19 protein-coding genes are annotated in these 23,265 nt (G+C 64.2%); 13 read left to right on the top strand and 6 right to left on the bottom strand.

The window, feature by feature from the left end:
* Window positions 1-93 precede the first annotated feature (93 nt).
* The 9 genes from PSEST_RS06020 to rlmF all read left to right on the top strand — a co-directional run bounded on the left by PSEST_RS06020 (window position 94) and on the right by rlmF (window position 11,771).
* Window positions 94-1,581 carry a leucyl aminopeptidase gene (locus PSEST_RS06020; RefSeq protein WP_015276117.1) on the top strand — a complete coding sequence of 496 codons (1,488 nt, stop codon included), beginning with the start codon at window positions 94-96 and terminating at the stop codon, window positions 1,579-1,581.
* Between the two features lie 73 nt (window positions 1,582-1,654).
* A complete protein-coding gene (locus PSEST_RS06015) occupies window positions 1,655-2,074 on the top strand; it encodes a DNA polymerase III subunit chi (protein WP_015276116.1) in 420 nt (139 codons plus the stop codon).
* A 71-nt stretch (window positions 2,075-2,145) separates the two neighbouring features.
* Window positions 2,146-2,526 (top strand): hypothetical protein, encoded by a 381-nt coding sequence (locus tag PSEST_RS06010; RefSeq protein WP_015276115.1) that lies wholly within the window; start codon window positions 2,146-2,148, stop codon window positions 2,524-2,526.
* A gap of 125 nt (window positions 2,527-2,651) precedes the next feature.
* Window positions 2,652-5,486, top strand: coding sequence for a valine--tRNA ligase (locus tag PSEST_RS06005; RefSeq protein WP_015276114.1), 2,835 nt, complete (start codon window positions 2,652-2,654; stop codon window positions 5,484-5,486).
* A 367-nt stretch (window positions 5,487-5,853) separates the two neighbouring features.
* Window positions 5,854-7,236 carry a sodium:proton antiporter NhaD gene (nhaD, locus tag PSEST_RS06000; RefSeq protein WP_015276113.1) on the top strand — a complete coding sequence of 461 codons (1,383 nt, stop codon included), beginning with the start codon at window positions 5,854-5,856 and terminating at the stop codon, window positions 7,234-7,236.
* Window positions 7,237-7,300: 64 nt separating this feature from the next.
* On the top strand, window positions 7,301-7,597 hold the full coding sequence (locus PSEST_RS05995) for a winged helix-turn-helix domain-containing protein (RefSeq protein ID WP_015276112.1): 297 nt from the start codon (window positions 7,301-7,303) through the stop codon (window positions 7,595-7,597).
* 6 nt (window positions 7,598-7,603) lie between these two features.
* The gene (locus tag PSEST_RS05990; RefSeq protein ID WP_015276111.1) at window positions 7,604-9,430 is read left to right on the top strand and encodes an SLC13 family permease; all 1,827 of its coding nucleotides are present in this window, start codon (window positions 7,604-7,606) and stop codon (window positions 9,428-9,430) included.
* A 109-nt stretch (window positions 9,431-9,539) separates the two neighbouring features.
* Window positions 9,540-10,709, top strand: a complete 1,170-nt coding sequence (locus PSEST_RS05985) for a YbfB/YjiJ family MFS transporter (protein WP_015276110.1) — start codon at window positions 9,540-9,542, stop codon at window positions 10,707-10,709.
* 69 nt (window positions 10,710-10,778) lie between these two features.
* Window positions 10,779-11,771 carry a 23S rRNA (adenine(1618)-N(6))-methyltransferase RlmF gene (gene rlmF, locus PSEST_RS05980; protein ID WP_015276109.1) on the top strand — a complete coding sequence of 331 codons (993 nt, stop codon included), beginning with the start codon at window positions 10,779-10,781 and terminating at the stop codon, window positions 11,769-11,771.
* Between the two features lie 27 nt (window positions 11,772-11,798).
* Here rlmF and PSEST_RS05975 read toward each other — a convergent pair whose 3' ends face one another.
* The 3 genes from PSEST_RS05975 to PSEST_RS05965 form a co-directional block, all read right to left on the bottom strand.
* On the bottom strand, window positions 11,799-11,990 hold the full coding sequence (locus tag PSEST_RS05975; protein WP_003298204.1) for a hypothetical protein: 192 nt from the start codon (window positions 11,988-11,990) through the stop codon (window positions 11,799-11,801).
* Between the two features lie 456 nt (window positions 11,991-12,446).
* Complete coding sequence (locus tag PSEST_RS05970) at window positions 12,447-13,658, bottom strand: MFS transporter (RefSeq protein ID WP_015276107.1); 1,212 nt, start codon at window positions 13,656-13,658, stop codon at window positions 12,447-12,449.
* Window positions 13,659-13,758: 100 nt separating this feature from the next.
* Complete coding sequence (locus tag PSEST_RS05965; RefSeq protein WP_015276106.1) at window positions 13,759-14,658, bottom strand: prenyltransferase; 900 nt, start codon at window positions 14,656-14,658, stop codon at window positions 13,759-13,761.
* A 163-nt stretch (window positions 14,659-14,821) separates the two neighbouring features.
* Between PSEST_RS05965 and yejK the strand changes: the two genes are divergently transcribed.
* The 3 genes from yejK to PSEST_RS05950 are packed head-to-tail and all read left to right on the top strand — an operon-like array spanning window position 14,822 to window position 17,494.
* On the top strand, window positions 14,822-15,829 hold the full coding sequence (yejK, locus tag PSEST_RS05960) for a nucleoid-associated protein YejK (RefSeq protein ID WP_015276105.1): 1,008 nt from the start codon (window positions 14,822-14,824) through the stop codon (window positions 15,827-15,829).
* 7 nt (window positions 15,830-15,836) lie between these two features.
* Window positions 15,837-16,655: a hypothetical protein gene (locus PSEST_RS05955; RefSeq protein WP_015276104.1), complete on the top strand. Its 819-nt coding sequence runs from the start codon at window positions 15,837-15,839 to the stop codon at window positions 16,653-16,655.
* Window positions 16,652-17,494: a DUF4344 domain-containing metallopeptidase gene (locus tag PSEST_RS05950; protein WP_015276103.1), complete on the top strand. Its 843-nt coding sequence runs from the start codon at window positions 16,652-16,654 to the stop codon at window positions 17,492-17,494. The genes PSEST_RS05955 and PSEST_RS05950 overlap by 4 nt, the downstream gene beginning before the upstream one ends.
* A gap of 3 nt (window positions 17,495-17,497) precedes the next feature.
* On the opposite strand, the gene PSEST_RS05945 is transcribed toward PSEST_RS05950, so the two are convergent.
* Both PSEST_RS05945 and PSEST_RS05940 read right to left on the bottom strand, forming a co-directional pair.
* Window positions 17,498-18,436, bottom strand: a complete 939-nt coding sequence (locus PSEST_RS05945; protein WP_015276102.1) for a glutathione S-transferase family protein — start codon at window positions 18,434-18,436, stop codon at window positions 17,498-17,500.
* 88 nt (window positions 18,437-18,524) lie between these two features.
* Entirely contained in the window at window positions 18,525-18,800 is a 276-nt protein-coding gene (locus tag PSEST_RS05940; RefSeq protein ID WP_015276101.1) for a GIY-YIG nuclease family protein, read from the bottom strand.
* A gap of 170 nt (window positions 18,801-18,970) precedes the next feature.
* Between PSEST_RS05940 and mltF the strand changes: the two genes are divergently transcribed.
* Window positions 18,971-20,431, top strand: a complete 1,461-nt coding sequence (gene mltF, locus PSEST_RS05935) for a membrane-bound lytic murein transglycosylase MltF (RefSeq protein WP_015276100.1) — start codon at window positions 18,971-18,973, stop codon at window positions 20,429-20,431.
* A 21-nt stretch (window positions 20,432-20,452) separates the two neighbouring features.
* On the opposite strand, the gene PSEST_RS05930 is transcribed toward mltF, so the two are convergent.
* Window positions 20,453-23,167: a cation-transporting P-type ATPase gene (locus PSEST_RS05930; protein WP_015276099.1), complete on the bottom strand. Its 2,715-nt coding sequence runs from the start codon at window positions 23,165-23,167 to the stop codon at window positions 20,453-20,455.
* Window positions 23,168-23,265: the final 98 nt, after the last annotated feature.

Below are 23,265 nucleotides of genomic sequence, written 5' to 3'. Positions count from 1 at the left end.
AGTCGTTAGCAACGACCGTACAGGCGAACCACCGGAAAAATAAGCCCGGCATTATCCTGCAAACCCGACTCTTTGTCTTGGGGACACCACGTCATGGAATTTGTTGTCAAAAGCGCCAAAGCCTCCACCCAGAAGACCGCCACCCTGATTCTGCCGCTGGGCGAGGATTGCGTCCTCGGCAGCGTCGCGCAGAGCGTGGACAGCGCCAGCGGCGGCGCGCTCAGTGCCGCGCTCAAGCGTGGTGACATTCAGGGCAAGTCGGGGCAGACACTGCTGCTGCACAGCCTGCCAGGACTCAAGGCCGAACGCGTATTGCTGGTCGGCATCGGCAAGGCGGACGACCTCGACAGTCGTCAATGGCGCAAGGTGGTCAACGCGGCATTGGCGGTGATCAAGAACCTCGGCGGCGGCGACGCGGCTTTCGCCATGCAGGACGTGCAGGTCAAGGGCCGCGACAGCTACGCGCGCACTCGCCTGCTGGTGGAGATCGTCGCCGACGGCCAGTACGTGTTCGACAGCTTCAAGAGCAAGAAAGCCGAACCGCGTGCGCTGCAGAAGATCATCCTGCTCTGCGACAAGGCCGAACAGCCGGCGCTGGAGCGCGCCGCGCGCGAGGCAGCGGCGATCGCCAGCGGCATGGCCTTCACCCGCGACCTTGGCAATCTACCGCCGAATGTCTGCCACCCGATCTACATCGCCGAGCAGGCCAAGCAGCTGAGCAAGGCTTACAAGGGCCTGAAGGTCGACGTGCTGGATGAGAAGAAGCTGCGGGACCTGGGCGCCGGTGCATTCCTTGCCGTGTCTCAGGGTAGCGATCAGCCCGGCTGCATCATCGTCATGCAGTACAACGGCGGCAAGAAAGGCGACAAGCCCTACGCGCTGGTGGGCAAAGGCATCACCTTCGACACCGGCGGCATCAGCCTCAAGCCGGGCCAGGGCATGGACGAAATGAAGTACGACATGGGCGGCGCCGCCAGCGTACTTGGCACGCTCAAGGCGGTGCTGGAGCTGCAGCTGCCGATCAACCTGGTCTGCTTGCTGGCCTGCGCCGAGAACATGCCCAGCGGCGGCGCCACCCGCCCAGGTGACATCGTCACCACTATGAGCGGCCAGACCGTGGAGATTCTCAACACCGACGCCGAAGGCCGTCTGGTGCTGTGCGACACCCTCACCTATGCCGAGCGCTTCGAGCCGCGCGCCGTGATCGACGTGGCCACCCTGACCGGCGCCTGTATCGTCGCACTGGGCAGCAACACCTCGGGGCTGCTGGGCAATAATGACGAACTGGTGCAGCAGCTGCTGCTGGCAGGCGAAAGCGCCGCTGATCGCGCCTGGCAGCTGCCGCTGTTCGATGAGTATCAGGAGCAGCTGGACAGCCCCTTCGCCGACATCGCCAACATCGGTGGACCCAAGGCTGGCACCATCACCGCGGCCTGTTTCCTCTCACGCTTCACCAAGAAATACGCCTGGGCGCATCTGGACATTGCCGGCACGGCCTGGACCAGCGGCGGCAAGGAAAAAGGCGCCACTGGCCGTCCGGTGCCGCTGCTGACCCAATACCTGCTGGATCGGGCCAGCTGACGATGCCGGCCGCCGCGCACGCACCCTCGGGCCGGAGCCGCCTCACGCCGGCCGGCTCGAGCGGAGCACGTTCATGACCCGGGTCGAGTTCTACGTACTGCCGGACGACAGCCCACTCGGCCGCCTGCGGGCGGCCTGTCAGCTGGCCGCCAAGGGCTGGCAGCATGGTATGCAGGTCTTCATCCGTTGCGTAGACGAAGCGCAGTCCAACCAGCTGGACGAGCTGCTCTGGAGCTTCCGCGCCGAGCGCTTCATTCCCCACGAGCAGGATGCCGATGAGCCTCAGACCCCTGTGGTCATCGGTATCGACCAGGCGCCGCCGTTCGCCCAGGGGCTGCTGATCAACCTGGCGTCGACGCTTTCATCGCACCTTGACCAGTTCAGCCGGATCATCGAGATCGTCAATCAGGAGCCGCAGCTGCTGACCGCCTGCCGGGAGAATTTCCGCCTGTATCGCCGTCAGGGCTATGATCCGCAACGGGTCGAGCTTTAGAACCCTCCATACGACAGCAAGGGACAACCCCTGGCAGCAGCCGGGATGCTGCAGCCTCCGGAACCTCTGAGATGACACCGAAAGCCCCGAACAAACCCGCCGAGCTGCTGAGCGATCTAGAGTCCATTCGTGCCCTGCTCGGTGACGATTTTCCTGACGAACCGCCGAACAGCGCCACGCTTGATCCGGACAGCATCCCGCTGCTGTCCGACATCGTCGAGCCCGCACCGGCCGTAGCCGCCGGCGGCGCCAGCGACGATGAGCCAAGGGAAACCAGTGTCCGCAGTGCGTTCCGCTCCTTGGCCGAGAGACATGTCGATCACGAGCTACGCACAGCCGCTAACCTGATCCTGCAGGAAGTCATCGACGACTTCGTGCCGCAGATCGAAGCCGAGCTCAAACGCCGCCTGGAAACACGCCTCGAGCGCCTGGTTCGTACACCGCGCCCCTGAAGCGTCGCCAACCGCGCGTTCTCCGCGCTAATCCGCAGTTAATCCCGCACGGCCGCAAAACCTCGCGGCCGTTTGCCTTTATACTTGCGCGTTTTTCCGACCAGCCGTTTTAAGGGTCCCGCCGCATGGACAAGACCTACCAGCCGCACGCCATCGAGACTTCCTGGTACCAGACCTGGGAATCGAACAACTATTTCGCCCCGAAAGGTTCCGGCGAGCCCTACACCATCATGATCCCGCCGCCGAACGTAACCGGCAGCCTGCACATGGGCCACGGCTTCAACAACGCGATCATGGATGCACTGATCCGCTGGCGCCGCATGCAGGGCCGCAACACCCTGTGGCAGCCTGGCACCGACCACGCGGGTATCGCCACGCAGATGGTCGTCGAGCGCCAGCTCGGCGCGCAGGGCGTTTCGCGTCATGACCTTGGACGCGAGAAGTTTCTCGAGAAGGTCTGGCAGTGGAAGGAAGAATCCGGCGGCACCATCACCCGGCAGATCCGTCGCCTGGGCTCCTCGGTGGACTGGTCGCGCGAGCGCTTCACCATGGACGATGGCCTCTCCGAAGCGGTCAAGGAAGCCTTCGTCCGTCTGCACGAGGACGGCCTGATCTACCGCGGCAAGCGTCTGGTCAACTGGGATACCAAGCTGCACACCGCCATTTCCGACCTGGAAGTGGAGAACCACGACGAGAAGGGTTACCTCTGGCACCTGCGCTACCCGCTGGCGGACGGCTGCAAGACCGCTGACGGCCTGGATTATCTGGTGGTCGCCACTACCCGCCCGGAAACCATGCTCGGTGACGCCGCCATTGCAGTGCACCCTGAAGACGAGCGCTACAAGAGTCTGATCGGCCGCCACGTCATGCTGCCGCTGGTCAACCGCCTGATCCCCATCGTCGCCGATGACTATGTCGACCTCGAATTCGGTACCGGCTGCGTGAAGATCACCCCGGCGCATGACTTCAACGACTACGAAGTCGGCAAGCGCCATCATCTGCCGCTGATCAACATCTTCGACCAGAACGCCTGCGTCCTGGCCCGCGCCCAGGTATTCAACATCGATGGTTCGGTGAACGACAAGCTCGACGGCAGCCTGCCAGACGGCTACGCGCACATGGACCGTTTCGATGCGCGCAAGGCCATCGTCGCCGAGTTCGAAGCCATGAGCCTCTTGGAAAAGATCGACGACCATGCGCTGAAAGTGCCGCGCGGTGATCGCTCAGGCACCATCATCGAGCCCTGGCTGACCGACCAGTGGTACGTCTCAACCAAGCCGCTGGCCGAAAAAGCCATCGCTGCGGTGGAGAGCGGTGAGATCGAATTCGTACCCAAGCAGTACGAGAACATGTACTTCAGCTGGATGCGCGATATCCAGGACTGGTGCATCAGCCGTCAGCTCTGGTGGGGCCACCGCATTCCAGCCTGGTACGACGAAGCCGGCAACGTCTACGTTGGCCGCGATGAAGTGGAAGTGCGCAGCAAGTACAACCTCTGCAACAACGTCGAGCTGCGTCAGGACGAGGACGTGCTGGACACCTGGTTCAGCTCCGGCCTGTGGACCTTCTCCACCCTCGGCTGGCCGCAGCAGACCGATTTCCTCAAGACCTTCCACCCAACCGACGTGCTGGTCACCGGCTTCGACATCATTTTCTTCTGGGTCGCCCGGATGATCATGCTGTCCACCCACCTGACCGGGCAGATCCCGTTCAAGACCGTCTATGTGCACGGTCTGGTGCGCGATGGCCAGGGGCAGAAGATGTCCAAGTCCAAGGGCAACGTGCTCGACCCGCTGGACATCGTCGACGGCATCACCCTTGATGAACTGCTGACCAAGCGCACCAGCGGCATGATGCAGCCCAAGCTGGCCGAGAAGATCGCCAAGCAGACCCGCGCCGAATTTCCCGAAGGCATCGCCAGCTACGGCACCGACGCCCTGCGTTTCACCTTCTGCTCGCTGGCCTCCACCGGCCGCGACATCAAGTTCGACATGGGCCGCGTCGAGGGTTACCGCAACTTCTGCAACAAGATCTGGAACGCCGCCAACTTCGTCTTCGAGAACACCGAAGGCAAGGACACCGGCGCCAATGATGAGCCGGTGGAGCTGTCCTCGGTGGACCGCTGGATCATTTCCGCACTGCAGCGTACCGAAGCCGAAGTGACCCGCCAGCTGGAAGCCTTCCGCTTCGATCTGGCTGCTCAGGCGCTCTACGAATTCATCTGGGACGAGTACTGCGCCTGGTATCTGGAGTTGGTCAAACCGCTGTTGTGGGACGAAACCGCCAGCGCCGAACGCCAGCGCGGCACCCGCCGCGCCCTGGTGCGCGTGCTGGAAACCGCGCTGCGCCTGGCACATCCGTTCATGCCGTTCATCACCGAGGAAATCTGGCAGCGCGTCGCGCCGCTGGCCGGCAAATCCGGTCCGACGCTGATGCTGCAGCCCTGGCCGGAGTTCAACCCCGAGCGCATCGATGAAGCGGCCGAAGGCGATATCGAGTGGGTCAAGGCCTTCATGCTGGGCATCCGCCAGATCCGCGGCGAGATGAACATCTCCATGGCCAAGCGCATCGACGTGGTGCTGGGCAATGCCTCGGCCGAGGACCAGCGCCGTCTGGCCGACAACGAGCCGCTGCTGAAGAAGCTGGCCAAGCTGGAAAGCGTGCGCCTGCTCGGCGCCGGCGAGGAAGCGCCGCTGTCGGCGATCGCTCTGGTCGGCGACATGCAGGTGCTGGTGCCGATGGCCGGCCTGATCGACAAGGACGCCGAACTGGCACGCCTGGACAAGGAGATCGCGCGTCTGGACGGCGAGGTCAAGCGCGTCGGCGGCAAGCTGTCCAACGCCGGCTTCGTCGACAAGGCACCGGCCGAGGTGATCGACAAGGAACGCGCCAAACTGGCCGAGGCCGAACAGGCCAAAGCCCGGTTGCAGGAGCAGCGCGACCGTATCGCAACGCTCTGATCAACCACTCGAAAGCGTTAAACGAGAAGGCCAGCCCGAAAGGTGCTGGCCTTTTTGCTTAAGAAGGTCATCTTGATTGATGACAAGTTATTACCGGTAACGCTGATACACTATGCCGCACATGAAACACCCCTTTACAAACTGGCAGGCCGTTAAAGCCAAGACGAACAGCTCGACGATGTGAAATGAGTCCCCTGCTGCGAAGCGCAATGCCCCATGTATTTCGCCGAACGCGCAACCGTCTCCCAGGGCAGTCCACCGCCCCGAATTGTTTCACCTCGCTAGCGTATCGTTCCCCTGCCAGCCGCTGAGGCTGCGTCGCCACGCCCGCATGCCCGGCAAGGTTCCTCAAGATGGAGTCCCTCCGATGTATGCGCTAATGGCTGTCGTGTTCGTCATAGGCTATCTATGCATAGCCTTTGAACATCCACTGAAAATAGACAAGGCTGCCGCGGCGATCCTCACCGCGGTGTTGACCTGGACCATTCTGGTGCTGGGCGCCGACCAGATTCTTCCGCTGCTGCAACCTGGCAGCCATGACCCGGCGGACTCCTCGGCGGTGGTGGTTGAATCGCTGCGTCATCATTTGGGAGAAGTCTCGGAGATCCTCTTCTTCCTGCTCGGGGCGATGACTATCGTCGAGCTGATCGACTCCCATGAAGGGTTCAAAGTAATCACCGACCGCATCCAGACACGCAAGCGCGTGCACCTGCTGTGGATCATCGGTTTCCTGACCTTCTTCCTCTCTGCAGCGCTGGATAACCTGACCACCACCATCGTCATGGTCTCCCTGCTGCGCAAGCTGATCCGCGGCCGTCCCGAGCGCTGGTTGTTCGTCGGTGTCGTGGTGATCGCCGCTAACGCCGGAGGTGCCTGGTCGCCGATCGGTGACGTGACCACCACCATGCTCTGGATCGGTAGCCAGATCAGCGCTTCCGGAGTGATTACCGGCCTGTTCCTGCCAAGCCTGGTGTGCCTGTTAGTACCGCTGATCATCCTCAGCTTTCGTCTGCGCGGCGAGGCACCACGCCCGCGCGCCCGTGCTCACCTGGCCGAGAAACACCCGCCGACCACCACGGTATTCGAACGCAATCTGGTACTCGGTCTTGGCCTCGCTGCCCTGCTGTTCGTGCCGGTATTCAAGACCGTGACCCACCTGCCGCCGTACATGGGCATCCTCTTCGGCCTCGGTGTGCTCTGGGTGACCACCGAGTTCATCCACCGCAACAAGAATGCCGAAGACAAGCACCCGCTTTCGGTGGTAGGCGTTCTGCGCAAGGTGGACACCCCCAGCGTGCTGTTCTTCCTTGGCATCCTGCTGGCCGTTTCCAGCCTCGCTACCGCCGGCCATCTGACTCAGGTCGCGACCGCCCTGCGCGAATCGCTCGGCCACATCTACCCGATCACCTACGCCATTGGTCTGCTCTCGGCGGTGGTCGACAACGTGCCGCTGGTGGCAGGTGCGATGAAGATGTATCCGTTGGTTAGCCCTGCCGTACTGGCTGCATCCAGCCCCGAGGAGACCAGCTGGTTGTCGCAGTTCGTCGTCGACGGCAACTTTTGGGAAATGCTCGCCTTATGCGCCGGTACCGGCGGTAGCACGCTGATCATTGGTTCTGCCGCAGGCGTCGCCGCCATGGGCATGGAGAAGATCAGCTTCACCTGGTACATCAAGCGCGTCAGCCTGCTGGCCTTCCTCGGTTACACTGCGGGCGCCGCGACCTACATCGGCATGCTCGCCCTGCGCTGAGCCATCGCCCTGCCAGGTCGTTGCCGCCGAAAGGCGCCATCAACGACCTGGCCAGGGACCACGCATGACCGTCAGCAAGACCAAAACCAGTTTCTACCGTCGACTCTACGTCGCCTGGCTGATCGACAGCGGCAGCGCCACCAGCGTTCCGACGCTGATGGAAGCCACCGGCATGCCGCGCCGCACCGCCCAGGACACCCTTGCCGCGCTCGCGGACCTGGACATCGATTGCACGTTCGAGCAGGACGATGGTGAGCGGCATAACGCCGGCCACTATGCCATCCGCAACTGGGGCGCGATCGACAAAGGCTGGATCGAGCGAAACCTGAAGCACATCAAATCCGTCCTTGATTATCCCTGATCGTCCATGAACACCGACCTGCTGCTGGTTCTCGCGCTGCTGGCGGGCTGCATTGGTCTGTTCGCGCTGAACAAGCCACGCATGGATGTGGTAGCCGTGCTGGCAATGGTCGCCCTGCCCCTCACCGGCGTGCTCAGCGTGCAGGAGTCTCTCGCCGGCTTCAGTGATCCGAGCGTGGTGCTGATCGCCACACTGTTCGTCATCGGCGACGGCCTGGTGCGTACCGGCATCGCCTATCGCCTGGGCGACTGGCTGATGCGCGCCGCTGGCAGCAGTGAAACCCGCCTGCTGATCCTGCTGATGCTGGCGGTCGCCGGGCTCGGCTCGGTTATGAGTTCCACCGGCGTGGTGGCGATATTCATCCCCGTAGTGCTCGGCATCGCCAATCGCATGAAGGTATCGCCGCGGCGGTTGATGATGCCGCTGGCATTTGCCGGGCTGATCAGCGGCATGCTGACCCTGGTGGCGACGCCGCCAAACCTTGTGGTCAACAGCGAGCTGCGTCGCGCCGGCCTTGAGGGCTTTGCCTTCTTTGATTTCACCCCGATCGGCCTGGCCATTCTGCTGCTGGGCATCGGATACATGCTCGTTGCACGTCGATGGTTAGGCACCGACAAGCACAGCGAAACGCTGGAGCCACGGCATACCCTGGCCGACCTTGCGCAGAGCTACCGGCTCGACGAACGCGAGCGGCGCCTGCGGATCTTGCCGGGGTCGGTCCTGGCCAACCAGGCACTCGATGCGCTGCAACTACGCAGCCAATACGGCATCAACGTGATCGCCGTGGAGCGCCACGAGCGCCTGCGCAACCTGCTACTGATGGCCACCGGCAACACCGAACTGTTTGTCGGTGATGTGCTGCTGGTCGATCTCGCCAGCCCGGCCATCGGCCTGCTCGGCGCCTACCAGGAACTCGGCCTGGAACCGTTGCAGCTCAGCACGTCCTACTACGCCGACCATGCACGCGAGCTGGGCCTGGCGGAGGTCGCACTGCCGCCGGATTCGCGCCTGCCGGGCAAGACCATCCAGCAGCTCGGGTTTCGCAGCCGCCACAAGCTCAACGTTGTCGGCCTGAGGCGCAACCGCGAGGCGCTGCAAGGGCTGCTGGTGGATGAGAAGCTCAAGCCGGCCGACACCCTGCTGGTCGCCGGCAGCTGGAAGCACATCCACCGGCTGCAGGGGCTGAGCCGCGATTTCCTGGTGTTGAGCCTGCCGGCGGAAGTGGACGACGTCGCTCCGGCCGCCAACCAGGCCCCCTTCGCACTGCTCGGGTTGGCGGTGATGATCGTGCTGATGGTCAGCGGCGTGGTGCCCAATGTGCTTGCCGCGCTGATCGGTTGCCTGGTCATGGGCCTGTTCCGCTGTATCGACATGGACAGCGCCTACAAGGCGATCCACTGGCAAAGCCTGATACTGATCGTCGGCATGCTGCCGTTCGCGCTGGCGCTGCAGAAGACCGGCGGCATCGCCCTGGCTACCTCCGGGCTGGTCGGCCTGCTCGGCGACGCCGGCCCGCATGCCCTGCTTGCCTGCCTGTTCCTGCTCACCGCGCTGATCGGCCTGTTCATCTCCAATACGGCGACGGCCGTGCTGATGGCGCCCGTCGCGCTTTCCACCGCCGAACAGCTGGGCGCCTCGCCCTACCCGTTCGCCATGATCGTCGCCCTGGCCGCCTCGGCCGCGTTCATGACACCGATTTCCTTGCCGGTGAACACCCTGGTACTCGGCCCAGGACAATACCGTTTCGCTGATTTCGTACGCATCGGTGTGCCCTTCACACTGTTGGTGATGGCGGTTTCCGTGGCGCTGGTTCCGCTGCTGTTCCCGCTTTGATCTAGCTGGCAGCGGATCGCCGGCTCGTCTGCCGCTGTCGAAAAGTGGCATGGCGGCGGTAAGGTCCAGCCGTTAAGCTCCAGCTCTCATTCTAAAAAGAACAGATTCCATGCCTCAGCGTGTCGCCCTGTTTCCGGTCCTGCTGGCCGGTGCCGTCCTATTGTTGGTCGTCCACGGCCTTGGCCGCTTCGTCTATACCCCGCTGCTGCCCTGGCTGGTGGAGGACGGCTTGCTCAGCGTGCAGGAAGGCGCCAGCATCGCCAGCTGGAACTACCTCGGCTATCTGATCGGCGCGCTGCTCGCGGTGCGCTGGCATCGCGTCGCGCAGATCCGCCGCACCCTGCCCTGGGCGCTAGGGCTGCACGTGTTGAGCAGCCTGCTGCAGACCCAGGCCGAATCCGCCGATGCGCTGGCTGCCTTGCGCCTGGCCAACGGCATCAGCAACGGCCTGGTGTTCGTCCAGGCGCCCTCGCTGATCCTCGAATGGCTGGCACGCCAGCAGCGCGTGTCCTCCAGCGGCCTGGTCTATCTCGGCGTCTGCGTCGGCCTGATTCTCTCCAGCCTGCTGGTCAGCCTGAGCGATGGGTATCTGCTCGGTGCCGAGCGCTGGTGGCCGGCGGCGCTGCTGTCGATACCGCTGGCCTGGTGGGGCTGGCGCCAGCTGTCGCGGCTGGACGTGCCTGACGAGGAAAAGGCTCATCCTTCCGCGGAGCCACCCAGCGGCAAGCTGCTCGATCGCTCCAGCACACCACTGTTTCTTTCTTACGCCGGTGCCGGGATGGGCTACATCCTGCCGATGACGTTTCTGCCGATGGTCGCGCGCCTGCAGGTGGAGCCCGGTGACTTCCTGATCGGTGGTAGCTGGCTGGTGGTAGCGCTGGCGACCCTGCCATCGCCCTGGCTGTGGAATCGTCTCGGCGTGCGCATGGGTGACGACATCGCCTTGCGCCTGAGCTATCTCACCCAGCTGCTCGGCGTGCTGGCCGCGCTGCTGCTGCCGGGCGCGGTCGGCATCCTGCTCTGTGCGGTACTGGTCGGCGGCACCTTTCTCGGCACCGTGCTGCTGACCCAGCGTCTGGCGCGGACACTGCATCCACATCAAGGACCGCGGCTGTCGGCGGCGCTGATCGCACTCTACGGCCTGACCCAACTCGCCGCACCCTGGCTGACCAGTATCTGGATGGGGATGGGCGGCAGCCTGCACAGTGCCTTCTGGCTCGGCGCGGGGGCGCTGCTCTGGGGGCTGTTCTGGATGCTGATGGTGCCGCGTCGGCGCTAGCATCAAGCCTATCCGTCAGCAGCGGTTGTGGGACAATGCCCGCCCCAGCCGCCAACCTCCGCCGATCAAATGCCGCGCAAATCCCCGAGCCCAACCCCGCAGCCTGCCCGCGCCGAAGCCAAGGCGGTGCTGCATCCACGCAACCGCCACACCGGCCGCTACGACTTCCCCGCGCTGATCGCCGGCTGCCCTGAGCTCGCCGAGCATGTGATCATCAACCCCTACGGCAAGCAGAGCATCGACTTCGCCAATCCGGATGCGGTGCGGGTGTTCAATCGCGCGCTGCTCAGGCAGTTCTACGGAATCCAGCACTGGGACATTCCGCCTGGCTACCTGTGCCCGCCGGTGCCAGGGCGCGCTGATTACCTGCACGGACTGGCCGATCTGCTCGCGCAGAACGATGCCAGCGCCATTCCCCGCGGCACCGCCATTCACGCGCTGGACATCGGCACCGGCGCCAACTGCATCTACCCGCTGATCGGCCACCGGGAATACGGCTGGCGCTTCACCGGCAGTGATATCGACGCTACGGCTCTGGCCTCGGCGCACACCATCGTCTCGGCCAACGGCCTCGCCAAGGCCATCGAATTGAGGCAGCAGGCAGCGCCGAAGCACATCTTCAAGGGCATGGTGTTGCCGGAGGATCGGTTCGACCTGACGCTGTGCAATCCGCCCTTCCATGCTTCGCAAGCCGAAGCCAGCAGTGGCAGCCAGCGCAAGTGGCGCAACCTGGGCAAGCTCGACCCCAGCCGCAAGCTGCCCGCGCTCAACTTCGGCGGTCAGGCGGCAGAGCTCTGGTGCGAGGGTGGCGAAGCGGCCTTTGTCGCGCGCATGGCGGAGGAAAGCGCCCTGTTCGCCGGACAGGTCTACTGGTTCAGCACATTGGTATCGAAGGGCGCCAACGTGGCGCCGCTGGAGGCACGGCTGAAACGCCTCGGTGCCCGCCAGGTGCATACCTTGGACATGGCGCAGGGGCAGAAGAAGAGCCGCTTCGTTGCCTGGACGTTTCTGACCGAAGCTGAGCAGGCGACCTGGCGCGCCGAGCGCTGGCCGAAAGGGTGAGATTCAGGCAGGCGCCAACGGAGGGCGTTAGACCGCCACGTCCCAGAGCTGCTTGTTCTTCAGCGCCATGGTCTGGATATAGCGCGGTTCGCCGTTGATCTCTTCCAGTTCCGTCATCCCGGCCAGCTCGCCTACCACGCGATAACGCTTGCCTACACGCTTGTCCTTCAACGGATAGAGCTTGGCGATTTGTTGGGCGAGTTCGGTAAGGGTGGACATTGCTTGTTGCTCCATTGACTGCGTGCCGCAGGTATTTACCAACTGTTGATGACGGTTATGCGACAGCTGAGTCGTAGAACAGGACTCCCAGGCTGCCGCTTGTTCACGGGCGTACACGCACAAAAGCCGATAGCGTGCTGCTAAGAACCAGCGATTTGTTCTTAACTTCTTCTACGCCGCTTCGCTTTGGAGCAACGAATTTCGAATTGATTCCGTCACGTTCGTCGCAGTTCGCCGGCTACAGAGGTGGGCATCGCAGCGGTAACCGCCGGCGGCGCGACCAGACAAGCCGGTCACGCTAAAAAGAAGGAATCTGGAGGTCGCGGAAGAATCGGCTTCAGCAGGTGCCAAGGCCCATCTGCAAAAGCGCCAGGCCGCCACGCTGCCAGCCCCACCAGGCAAGTGCCAGCAGACCCAGCAGCGCCGCGCCGGCAATACCAAGCCAGAGCGGCTTCATCAGTTGACCTGCGCCTCGCGCAGTCGCTCGACTGGCTGCTCACGGATCGGCCAGTTGAGCACCGCTGCCATCAGGCTCAGCGCGATTGCGATCTGCCAGACCAGGTCGTAGCTACCAGTGCGGTCGTACAGCCAGCCGCCAAGCCAGCCGCCGAAGAACGATCCCAGCTGATGGAAGAGAAAGGCGATGCCGCCGAGCATCGACAGGTTGCGCACGCCGAACATGGTCGCCACGGTGCCGTTGGTCAGCGGCACCGTAGACAGCCAGAGCAAGCCCATGGCGATACCGAAGGCATAGGCGCTCCAGACACTCAATGGTGCCAGCAGGAAGATACTGATCACCACACCGCGAATCAGGTACAACCCGGCCAGCAGCTTCGGTTTCGAATAGCAGCTGCCCAGCCAACCGGCGGTATAGGTGCCGACCACATTGAACAGCCCGACCAGTGCCAGCACAGTGGTGCCGACCTGCGCCGGCAGGTGCTTATCGACCAGATAGGCCGGCAGGTGCAGACCGATGAAGACCACCTGGAAGCCGCAGACGAAGAAGCCCAGGGCCAGCAGACGGAATCCGGAATGCCCGGCCGCTTCGCGTAGCGCCTCGCCCAGTGACTGCTGCGTGCCGGGTGCCGCGGGCGCCTGCGCCGGGCTGCGCATCATCCCGGCAAGCGGCACGATCAGCGCGACCAGCAAGCCAAGCGCCAGCAGTGCCGACGACCAGCCCAGCCATTCAATCAGGCCGAGGCTGCCCGGCAGCATGATGAACTGGCCGAAGGAGCCGGCGGCACTGGCGATGCCCATCGCCATGCTGCGCTTCTCCGGCGGCACCGCCCGCCCCACTGCACCGAGGATCACCGAGAACGAAGTGCCCGAAAGCCCCAGCCCGATCAGCAGGCCAGCACTGAGTGTCAGGGTCGCCGGTGAATCGGAAAGCGCCATCAACGCCAGGCCCACGGCGTAGAGAATGCCGCCGATCAGCACCGCACGGGCCACGCCGAAGCGATCCGCCAACGCGCCGGTCACCGGTTGCACCAGCCCCCAGATCAGGTTCTGTATCGCAATGGCGAAAGCGAACACCTCACGGCCCCAGCCGAACTCGGCACTCATAGGCGGCAGGAACAGACCGAAGCCGTGGCGCACGCCAAGGGATATCGCAAGGATCAGCGAGCCACCAGCGAGAATCCAGGCTGAGTTGCGCCATGCAGCGGTCATGGGTGTCATTCCTCGAAGAAAAGGCGACCAGTTTACTCAGTTAAGCCTTTCTTTCGTCACCCCATTTGTCCGAGCGGGAGCCCTCCGCTCTCGCGGAACGCTATAGCGCCAGCAACCCTACGGCCATCAACAACGGCGTCGCTACGCTGACCGCAGCGTTCAGCCCCAATGCCGGCAGCAGGCGTTGCGCCTGCAGCGGTTCGCGACGCAGCAACCATGCCGCTCGCAGGGCCAACGGCAAGGTCAACAAGCCGAGTGCGCCACCGGCCAGGCCTGGCTGCGCCAGCACAGCCAGGAGTACGCCGTAGGCCAGCAGCCATTGCGCAAGCGCCACGCACACGGCGTTGGCGCAGCCGATATGCATCGGCAGGGTTCGCCGGCCGACAGCGCGGTCGGCATCAATGTCCGGAAACTGGCCGAGCAAAAGCAGGTTGTTGCAGAGCAGCAGAGGGGGAAGGATCAACCACAGATCGCCGAGATCCGGCGCGCCGCCGAGAACGATGCGCGTACCCAGCACCATCAGCGCGAAGCCCAAGCCCGGCGCGAACAGGCACAGCCAGGGGTGGCGGGTCAGCCAAGGCGTGTAAAGCAGCACCAGCAACAGTCCCGCCAGACCGATCGGCGCCAGACTGAGCAACAGCGGCGGCTGGCGCAGCAGGAAGAACAGGCCGATCAGCGCGCAGGTCAGCAGGCTGCCGAGACCGAGCAGCAATGTGCGACCCAGTAGATGCGGATGGGTCACCAAGGTACCGCTGCCACCGCTGAATGCCGTGCGGCGGGTCTGCAAGTCTAGCCCACTGCGGTAATCACCCCATTCGTTGAGCGCATTGACAGCCACATGGGCCGCCAGGGCGCCGAGCATCACCAGCAGTGCATCACTGTAGGACATCGCTTCCGCGCTCCCGCGCGCTGCCAAGGCCAGCCCGAGCGCCACGCAGCTCAGCGTCAGCAGCAGGAAACGACCGCGCGCCACACCCAGCCAGTCCAAGGTTCCGCTCATCTACGCCTCCCGCTATCGTCTGGTGTACGGCAGGCTAACCCCAACGCCGCCAGGCGTCCTTGACACAGATCGACTCCGCCAGACCGCAGCTTCGGCTGCAGGCACGCACCACCCGCTCTCGGGTAAACTGCCCAACCTGTTGCATTCCAGCCGTGAGACCACCATGCCCATCCGCCACTGCATCGTCCATCTGATCGAGAAAAAGCCGGACGGCACCCCCGCCGTGCTCCACGCCCGTGACTCGGAGCTGGGCAACTCCCAGGCTATCGAGAACCTGCTGGCCGATCTCAACGAGAGCTACAACGCCAAGCAGGGCAAGGCCTGGGGCTTCTTTCACGAGGAGTCCGGCGCCTATCCGTTCAGCGGCTGGCTCGCGCAGTACATGGAAGGCAATCAGGACTTCACCGCATTCAGCCGCCAGGCAGTCGAGCACCTGCAGAAGCTGATGGAGGAATCCAACCTGTCCACCGGCGGCCACGTGCTGTTCGCCCACTACCAGCAGGGCATGACCGATTACCTGGCCATCGCCCTGCTGCACCACAGCAACGGCGTCACCGTTACCGACTCGCTGGACGTGACCGAAGCCCGGCACCTCGACCTCGGCCAGCTGCACCTGGCGACGCGGATCAACATCTCCGAGTGGCAGAACAACAAGCAGTCCAAGCAGTACATCTCCTTCATCAAGGGCAAGAACGGCAAGAAGGTGTCCGAGTACTTCCGCGACTTCATCGGCTGCCAGGAAGGCGTCGATGGCCCGGGCGAGACGCGCACGCTGCTCAAGGCCTTCAGCGACTACGTCGAAAGCGAGGACCTGCCCGAGGAAAAAGCGCGGGAGAAGACCAGCGCGCTGGTCGGCTATGCCAGCAGCCAGGCGAAGATCGGCGAGCCGATGTCGCTGGAGGAGCTGTCCGGGGTGATCGACGAGGAAAACCCACGCGCGTTCTACGAGCACATCCGCAACAAGGACTACGGCCTGTCGCCAGAGATTCCGGCCGACAAGCGCACGCTCAACCAGTTTCAACGCTTTACCGGGCGCGCCGAAGGGCTGTCGATCAGCTTCGAGTCGCATCTGCTGGGCTCGAAGGTCGAGTACGACGAGGCGCGCGACATGCTGATCATCCGCCAGCTGCCGACCCAACTGAAGGACCAGCTCAAGCGGCGCAAGGACTGACCACGCCATGCGCCTGGCGGACGCCATTCTCGATGACTGCCTGTGCGACCCGGCGGCACCGCTGGCGCGTGATCCGGCCCACTGTTACAGCCTCGACAAAGCACAGGCTCAGGCACAGCTGGCGAGCCTGAAGGACTGGCTGCGGGTGCAGCAGACCATGCTCTGGGCCAACCGCAGGGATGCGTTGCTGCTGGTACTGCAAGGGCCGGACTGCTCCGGCAAGAACGGCGTGATCCGCCGCGTGCTCGGTGGCCTCGACCCAATCGGGCTGTCGCCACACAGCTTCCAGGCGCCGAGCGCAGAAGAACGTCGCCAGGACTTCCTCAGGCGCTACCGGGAGCGACTGCCGGCGCCCGGCATGCTCGGCGTATTCAATCGCAGCTACTACGAAGCGCTGGTCAGCGATCTGCGTGATGGCCTGTGCACGCCCGCCGACATCCCGCAGCGTCAGTCCGCAATCCAGGCTTTCGAGCACGAGCTGCCGGCCACAGGCATCCAGCCGCTCAAGTGTTACCTGCAACTTTCGGCCAGCGAGCAGAAGCAGCGTTTGCATCGCCGCCTGGAGCAGCCGGAAAAACGCTGGAAGCTGACCCTCGGCGATCTTCGAGACCACCGCAACTTCGCCCAGCAACAGGCGCAATGGGCCGAGGTGCTGAGCAACAGCCACAGCCTCGAAACACCCTGGTACGTCATACCGGCCGATCACCGCTGGCTGCGCGACCTGCTCGTGGCCAGCCTGCTCGCCCGCGAATTCGAGCGCATGGCGCTCACCTGGCCGACACGCCCGGCGCCATTCACCCATGCCGATCTGGACAGCACGCCATGAAGTGCCTCGCGCTGCTGCCGCTGCTACTTCTGCCGTTGCTGGCGCAGGCGCAGCAAGGCGACCCGGCAGCGGAGCTGTCGGTGGACGAGGTCCGCTTCACGGTCGCCAATTCCGAATTCACCCTGATGCACGAGATGGGGCACCTGCTGATCAGCGAACTGCAGCTGCCGGTGCTTGGCCGTGAGGAAGACGCTGCCGACCAGCTGGGTTTCATGGGCCTGTTCCTGTTGCAGCAGGAACAGCACCGCGACGACTTCTACGCCAAGCTGATGGACGTCGCCGATTACTGGCGTCTGGAATGGCAGAGCGCCGAACGCAGCGGCACCGAAATTCCAGTCTGGGACAGTCACGCACTGGATGCCCAGCGCTTCTACAACATCGCCTGCCTAGCCTATGGCAGCGATCCGGATCGGCTCGACTGGGTACTGGAGGTCAGCGGGTTGCCGGTGGAGCGCGCGCTGTACTGCCCCGAGGAATACGCACAGGCGGCCCACGCGGTGCAGTGGTTTCGTGAGCATTTCGGCCGCAGCAACGAGCGACCGGCACGGCACCGCATTCGGGTGATCTACGACACGCCACCCGGGCATCTGCCGGGCGGTACCGAATTGCTGGAAAAGATTCGCGCCAGCGGCGAACTGGAGGCGGTCGCGGCCAAGGCCAGCGAGGCCTTCGAGCTACCCCGCGACCTGACCTTGCGCATGAGCACCTGCGGCGCTCCGGATGCCTGGTTCAACCGCATCAGCGGCGAGCTCACCCTGTGCTACGAGCGCATCGCCTACTTCCGCGACCTCGCTGCGGAACTGCCGCGGCTACGCCGCGGGTCAGCCCCGCCGCACTAGCTTTCAGCGCGCATCGATCCGGTAGCCCACGCGCGGGAAGTGCACATGCGCGACCCCAACTCGATCATCGCTACGGCGCAGGATCAGCTCCTCGAGACCGGCAAATACCAGCTCGCCCTCGACCGGATCGGCGCCGTAATCCACTGCGGCGATCGCGACCTGCTGGCCTTCGTGGAAACCGTTTGGCTCGGCAAAAGCATCATCCGGCAGCGCGGCCGGCTCAGCCTCCAGAGCCATGCGCAGGGCGTCTTCAGCGGACAGCTCACTGCTCGAGCCATGCCCGACGCCGAGGACCTTGGCGAGCCAGGCACTGACCTCCGGATAGGCATCCACCAGCGGCGCCGTAACGGGCGTGGCACGCAGGAACCAGAGGCAATGCGCGACGGCGAAGTCGGCGATCGATGGCGCCGCACCGAGCAGGAACTCGCCCTCCTCGCGCGCCAGCTGCTGCTGCAGGCGCCCCATAAAGGTCGGCCAGTCGTTCTTCGCCTGCTCCAGCGGAACGCGACTGACCGAGCCATTGGCGAACAGCTGCGCGCGGTCCTTGCTGAAGGTCTGAACGAACTCCTTCGGCACCTGGGCAAAGCGCACCGCCATGGATTCCGGCTGGAACACCAGGCTCACCGCATTCAGGAACAACACCGAGTCGGCCCACTTGGCCAGCGTCGCGGCGGCAAATTCCTGCCCTTCGGGAAACAGCGCCGGCGTAGCCTTCTCGGCTTCGAGGCGACGGGCAATCAACGCGGTATCGCAATAGATATCGGCACCGACCTGCAGTACCGGTGTGCGCCGATAGCCCCCGGTCAGCGCGGTGAGATCGGGCTTGGGCATGACCGGAGGGATCATCACCGAGCGCCAGGACAACTGCTTGAAACCCAGCATCAGACGCGCCTTTTCGGCAAAGGGCGAGGTGGGATAGTGGTGCAGGATCAGCTCGTGCATGGCAGGCTCCGCCGGGTGTTAGGTGAGAACGGGACCGTCAGCTTAGACGCTCTGCCCAAGCGAGCCTACCGGCTGATTAACGCATCATTCACGCAAGCGGAGCGGCGAGGGCCACCAGGCGCTCCTTGGCACGCTTGTCCAATCGCTTGATGGCGATCTCCCGCCGCAGCGCATCGCCCTTGCTGGCGCAAGCCTCGACGTAGACCAGCGCCTGTGCCGGACTGGAATGGAAGAAGCGCGCGCCGCGCCCTCGCTGATGCTCGGCAAAGCGCCGTTGCGCGTCGTCGCTGATGCCGCAGTACAGCGCACCATTGGCGGCGCGGACCAGATAGACGAACCAGGGTTTGGGCATCACCTCGGTCATGGAAAGGAAAGCCTCGATACAGCGGCAGATCGGGTCGGCATTATGCCCAACTCCCGCGCCACAGCCAGTCGCCAACAGCTCTACCGTACATCGCCAACGCTGCTCGCTTAGCAGAGAGCCGGTTTGCTGTCCAGATATGGTGGCGGTTCGCCTTTGCGTATACTGCGCCGATGTTTGCCCAAACCGTGTTCCGCAAGCGCTGCGCCATCTGGCTGTTGGCGACCGGACTCTTCCTGATGCTCAGCAGCTGCGCCGAGAAGCCCAGCGAGCTGGAGCGTATACAGGAGGAAGGCGTACTGCGCGTGATCACCCGCAACAGCCCTTCTACCTATTTCCAGGATCGCAACGGCGAGGCCGGCTTCGAGTACGAGCTGGTCAAGCGTTTCGCCAGCAATCTCGGCGTCGAACTGCAGATTGAAACTGCCGACAACATCGAAGAAATCTTCAGCCGCCTGAACCGCCCCGGCGGTCCGGCTCTCGCTGCTGCGGGTCTGGTCGCCAGCGAAGGGCGGATGGAGCTCGCCCGTTTTACCCGTTCCTATCTCGACGTCACCACTCAGGTGGTCTACCGCAGCGGCCAGCGCCGGCCGACTAATCCGCAGGACCTGATCGGCAAGCGCATCCTGGTGCTCAAGGGCAGCAGCCAGGCGGAAAAACTCGCCTCGCTGCAGGCCGAGTACCCGGAGCTGCGCTACGAGGAATCCGATGCGGTGGAAGTGGTCGACCTGTTGCGCATGGTCGATGAGGGGCAGATCGACCTGACCCTGGTCGAATCGAACGAGATGTCCATGAACCAGGTGTACTTCACCAACATCCGCGCCGGTTTCGATGTGGGCGAGCAGAACAGCCTGGCCTGGATCGTCGCCAAGGGCGAGGACGACAGCCTGCTCAAGGCGGCCGACGCCTTCCTCGAACAGGCGCAGCAGAACGGCACACTGCAGCGCCTGCGCGAGCGCTACTACGGCCATGTCGACGTGCTCGGTTACGTCGGCGCCTACGCCTTCGCCAAACACCTGCAGCAACGACTGCCGCGCTACGAAAAGGCCTTCCGCGAAACGGCCAAGCAACACGGCATCGACTGGCGTCTGCTCGCCGCGATCGGCTATCAGGAATCCCACTGGCAACCGGAGGCCACCTCCAAGACCGGCGTGCGCGGCCTGATGATGCTGACCCTGCGCACCGCTAACGCCATGGGCGTGACCAACCGCCTCGACCCGGTGCAGAGCATCCAGGGCGGCGGCAAGTACCTGGTCAAGATTCATACGGGCCTGCCGGAGAGCATCGAGGAGCCGGATCGCACCTGGTTCGCCCTCGCCGCCTACAACGTCGGTGGTGGTCATCTGGAAGATGCGCGCAAGCTGGCCGAAGCCGAAGGGCTCGACCCCAACAAGTGGCTGGACGTGAAACAGATGCTGCCGCGTCTGTCGCAGAAGCAGTGGTACAGCAAAACCCGTTATGGTTACGCCCGCGGCGGCGAGCCCGTGCACTTCGTGGCCAACATCCGCCGCTATTACGACATCCTTACCTGGGTGACCCAGCCGCAGATGGAAGGCCAGCAGCTCGCCAAGAGCGACCTGCACATCCCTGGCATCTATGCCACCGACCTGATGGAAGAACTGCCGCCGCTCTGACTGCCAGGCGGCCCGACCGCCTCACGGCCCAGCCCCGACGCGACGCAGCAACGCCTTCTCAATTTCCAGAATCAGCAGCACCGCCACCCCGGCGAGCACCACCAGTACGCCGGTAGTCAGTGACAGCGCCTCGGAGGCGAACAGCGACTGCATGAATGGCGCGTAGGTGAACAGCAGCTGCAGCGCGAACACGCCGAACACCGCCACCAGCACCCGTGGCGTGCCCTTCACGCCTTGCACGGTGAAGGACGGTGCCTTCAGATAGCGCACGCTGAACAGATAGAACACCTCCATGCACACCAGTGTATTCACCGCTACCGTGCGCGCCGCCTCGACCGTCGCGCCCTGGGACAGCATCCACTGATACATACCGAAGATGCCGGCAAGAAACAGCGCCGAGACGAAGAAGATCCGCCAGATGACGAAGCGCGAGAGCATCGGTTCGTCCGGCCGCCGCGGCGGACGCTGCATCACATCCGCCTCGGTCGGCTCGAAGGCCAGCACCAGCGCCAGTGCCACCGAGCTGACCATGTTGACCCAGAGCACCTGCACCGGGGTGATCGGCAAGGCGATGCCGAGCAGCACGGCAAGCAACAGCGACAGCGATTCACCCCCGTTGATCGGCAGCAGGAAGGTCACGGTCTTGCGCAGGTTGTCGTAGACCGTCCGCCCTTCTTCCACCGCATGGGCGATGGAGGCGAAATTGTCGTCCGCCAGCACGATCGCGCCAGCCTGTTTGGCTGCCTCGGTGCCTTTCATGCCCATGGCCACGCCGACGTCCGCCTGCTTCAGCGCCGGCGCATCGTTGACGCCGTCACCGGTCATGGCGACCACCTCGCCGTTGGCCTGCAGCGCGCGCACCAGACGCAGCTTGTGTTCCGGGCTGGCGCGGGCGAACACGCGGGCCTCGGCAACGGCCTGGCGCATGGCCGCTTCATCCATCAGCTCCAGCTCCGGCCCGGTGATCGCCTTGATGTCATCGCCCATGCCCAGCTGTCTGGCAATGGCACTGGCAGTGACGCCGTGGTCGCCAGTGATCATCACCACGCGAATGCCGGCCGCGCGGCACTGCGCGACTGCGGTTATCGCCTCGTCACGCGGCGGGTCGATGATGCCCACCAGGCCGAGCAGCGTAAGGCCACTGGCGACATCGGCATGGTCGAGATCCTCCTTGTCGGCGGCCAGCCTGCGCCGGGCCAGCGCCAGCACGCGCCGCCCGGCACGCGCCTGCGCCTCGATCTGCTCGTGCCAATGCGCTTCGTTCAGTGGGCGCTCATCGCCATCGGCTTCGAGCTGGTAGGAACACATCGCCAGCACTCGCTCCGGCGCGCCCTTGAGCAGCACTTCGCGCGCGCCTTCGCAGTCATGCAACGTTGCCATGAAGCGATGCTCGGACTCGAAAGGGATCACATCCAGCCGCGGCCGATCGACCTGCAGCACCGTCGGCGACAACCCGGCCTTCATCGCCAGGGTCAGCAACGCGCCTTCGGTGGGGTCGCCGGCCAGCATCCAGGCCTGGTCCTTCTCGTGCAGGCTGGCGTCGTTGCACAGCGCGGCGGCTTCGACCAGAGCGCGGGCGGCCGGCGAGCGCTTCTGCAGCAAGGCCGGCTCGACTGTTGAGCCTTCGAACAGCAATGCACCCTGCGGCGCGTAACCGGCACCTTCGACTTCCACTGACTGGCCGGCGCAAATCACCTGCTGCACGGTCATCTCATTGCGGGTCAGCGTGCCGGTCTTGTCCGAGCAGATCACCGTCACCGAACCGAGGGTCTCCACCGCCGGCAGACGGCGAATCACCGCGTTGCGGGTGGCCATGCGCTGTACGCCGATAGCCAGGGTGATGGTCATGATCGCCGGCAGCCCCTCCGGAATAGCCGCCACCGACAGTCCCACCGCGGCCATGAACATTTCGCCGGCGCCCATGCCGCGCACCAACGTGCCAAAGAGAAACAGCAGCGCACCGGTAGCCAGAATGACCATGGTCAGAATGCGACCGAACTCTTCCATCTTGCGCAGCAGCGGCGTGGTGCCCTGCTCTACCGATTCCAGCATGCGACCGATCCGGCCGATCTCGGTGGCCGCCCCGGTGGCGACCACTACGGCGCGAGCCTGGCCCTGGGTCACCAGCGTGCCGGCATAGCCCATGCAGAGGCGATCACCAATCGAAGCATCAGCGGCCACGGCATCGACCTGCTTGTCGACGGGGACCGACTCACCGGTCAGCGCCGCCTCGTCGACCCGCAGATTGCGCGCCTGCAGCAAACGCACATCGGCCGGCAGGCTGTCGCCCGAAGCCAGCAGCACGACATCGCCAGGCACCAGATCGGCCGCATCGATATCCTGCTGGCGACCATCGCGCAGCACCACCGCGTGGGGCGCCAGCAGATGGCGGATGGCCTGCAATGCCTTTTCTGCCTTGCCTTCCTGGACGAAGCCGATGACCACATTGAGCACTACCACCACCAGGATCACGAAGGTATCGACCCAGTGGCCCATCAGCGCGGTGACCAGCGCAGCGGCGATCAGCACGTAAAGCAGCACGTTGTTTACATGGCGCAGCAGACGCTGCCAGATGCTCGCCGGCTTGGCTTCGTCGAGCCGATTGGCGCCGTACTGGAGCAGCCGCTGCTGGGCCTGCTCATGAGTGAGGCCGGCACTCGAAGAATCCAGCGCTCGCAACGCCTCATCGGTCTGGCATGCATGCCAACGGTTCGATCGGGTTTGCTGTTCGGGCATGGATCCCCCTGCTCATTGATTCGACGCGGTCGAGCGCACCGCCAAAGTTAGTTCATAAGAGCCGAAATAGAGCCTTCGATGCCATCGCCGGGAAACGG

The organism is Stutzerimonas stutzeri RCH2 (assembly GCF_000327065.1).
Classification (GTDB): domain Bacteria; phylum Pseudomonadota; class Gammaproteobacteria; order Pseudomonadales; family Pseudomonadaceae; genus Stutzerimonas; species Stutzerimonas stutzeri_AE.
The sequence above is the reverse complement of the archived record's forward strand: the minus strand, read 5'-3'. Positions and strand labels throughout refer to the sequence as shown.

Coding starts and splice junctions, on each gene's coding strand:
- PSEST_RS06020 (WP_015276117.1), top strand. CDS start 94: ATGGAATTTGTTGTCAAAAGCGCCAAAGCCTCCACCCAGAAGACCGCC.
- rlmF (WP_015276109.1), top strand. CDS start 10,779: ATGCCGCGCAAATCCCCGAGCCCAACCCCGCAGCCTGCCCGCGCCGAA.
- PSEST_RS05995 (WP_015276112.1), top strand. CDS start 7,301: ATGACCGTCAGCAAGACCAAAACCAGTTTCTACCGTCGACTCTACGTC.
- PSEST_RS05985 (WP_015276110.1), top strand. CDS start 9,540: ATGCCTCAGCGTGTCGCCCTGTTTCCGGTCCTGCTGGCCGGTGCCGTC.
- PSEST_RS06010 (WP_015276115.1), top strand. CDS start 2,146: ATGACACCGAAAGCCCCGAACAAACCCGCCGAGCTGCTGAGCGATCTA.
- mltF (WP_015276100.1), top strand. CDS start 18,971: ATGTTTGCCCAAACCGTGTTCCGCAAGCGCTGCGCCATCTGGCTGTTG.
- PSEST_RS06015 (WP_015276116.1), top strand. CDS start 1,655: ATGACCCGGGTCGAGTTCTACGTACTGCCGGACGACAGCCCACTCGGC.
- PSEST_RS05945 (WP_015276102.1), bottom strand. CDS start 18,436: ATGCACGAGCTGATCCTGCACCACTATCCCACCTCGCCCTTTGCCGAA.
- PSEST_RS05965 (WP_015276106.1), bottom strand. CDS start 14,658: ATGAGCGGAACCTTGGACTGGCTGGGTGTGGCGCGCGGTCGTTTCCTG.
- PSEST_RS05990 (WP_015276111.1), top strand. CDS start 7,604: ATGAACACCGACCTGCTGCTGGTTCTCGCGCTGCTGGCGGGCTGCATT.
- PSEST_RS05930 (WP_015276099.1), bottom strand. CDS start 23,167: ATGCCCGAACAGCAAACCCGATCGAACCGTTGGCATGCATGCCAGACC.
- yejK (WP_015276105.1), top strand. CDS start 14,822: ATGCCCATCCGCCACTGCATCGTCCATCTGATCGAGAAAAAGCCGGAC.
- nhaD (WP_015276113.1), top strand. CDS start 5,854: ATGTATGCGCTAATGGCTGTCGTGTTCGTCATAGGCTATCTATGCATA.
- PSEST_RS05955 (WP_015276104.1), top strand. CDS start 15,837: ATGCGCCTGGCGGACGCCATTCTCGATGACTGCCTGTGCGACCCGGCG.
- PSEST_RS05950 (WP_015276103.1), top strand. CDS start 16,652: ATGAAGTGCCTCGCGCTGCTGCCGCTGCTACTTCTGCCGTTGCTGGCG.
- PSEST_RS05975 (WP_003298204.1), bottom strand. CDS start 11,990: ATGTCCACCCTTACCGAACTCGCCCAACAAATCGCCAAGCTCTATCCG.
- PSEST_RS05970 (WP_015276107.1), bottom strand. CDS start 13,658: ATGACCGCTGCATGGCGCAACTCAGCCTGGATTCTCGCTGGTGGCTCG.
- PSEST_RS05940 (WP_015276101.1), bottom strand. CDS start 18,800: ATGACCGAGGTGATGCCCAAACCCTGGTTCGTCTATCTGGTCCGCGCC.
- PSEST_RS06005 (WP_015276114.1), top strand. CDS start 2,652: ATGGACAAGACCTACCAGCCGCACGCCATCGAGACTTCCTGGTACCAG.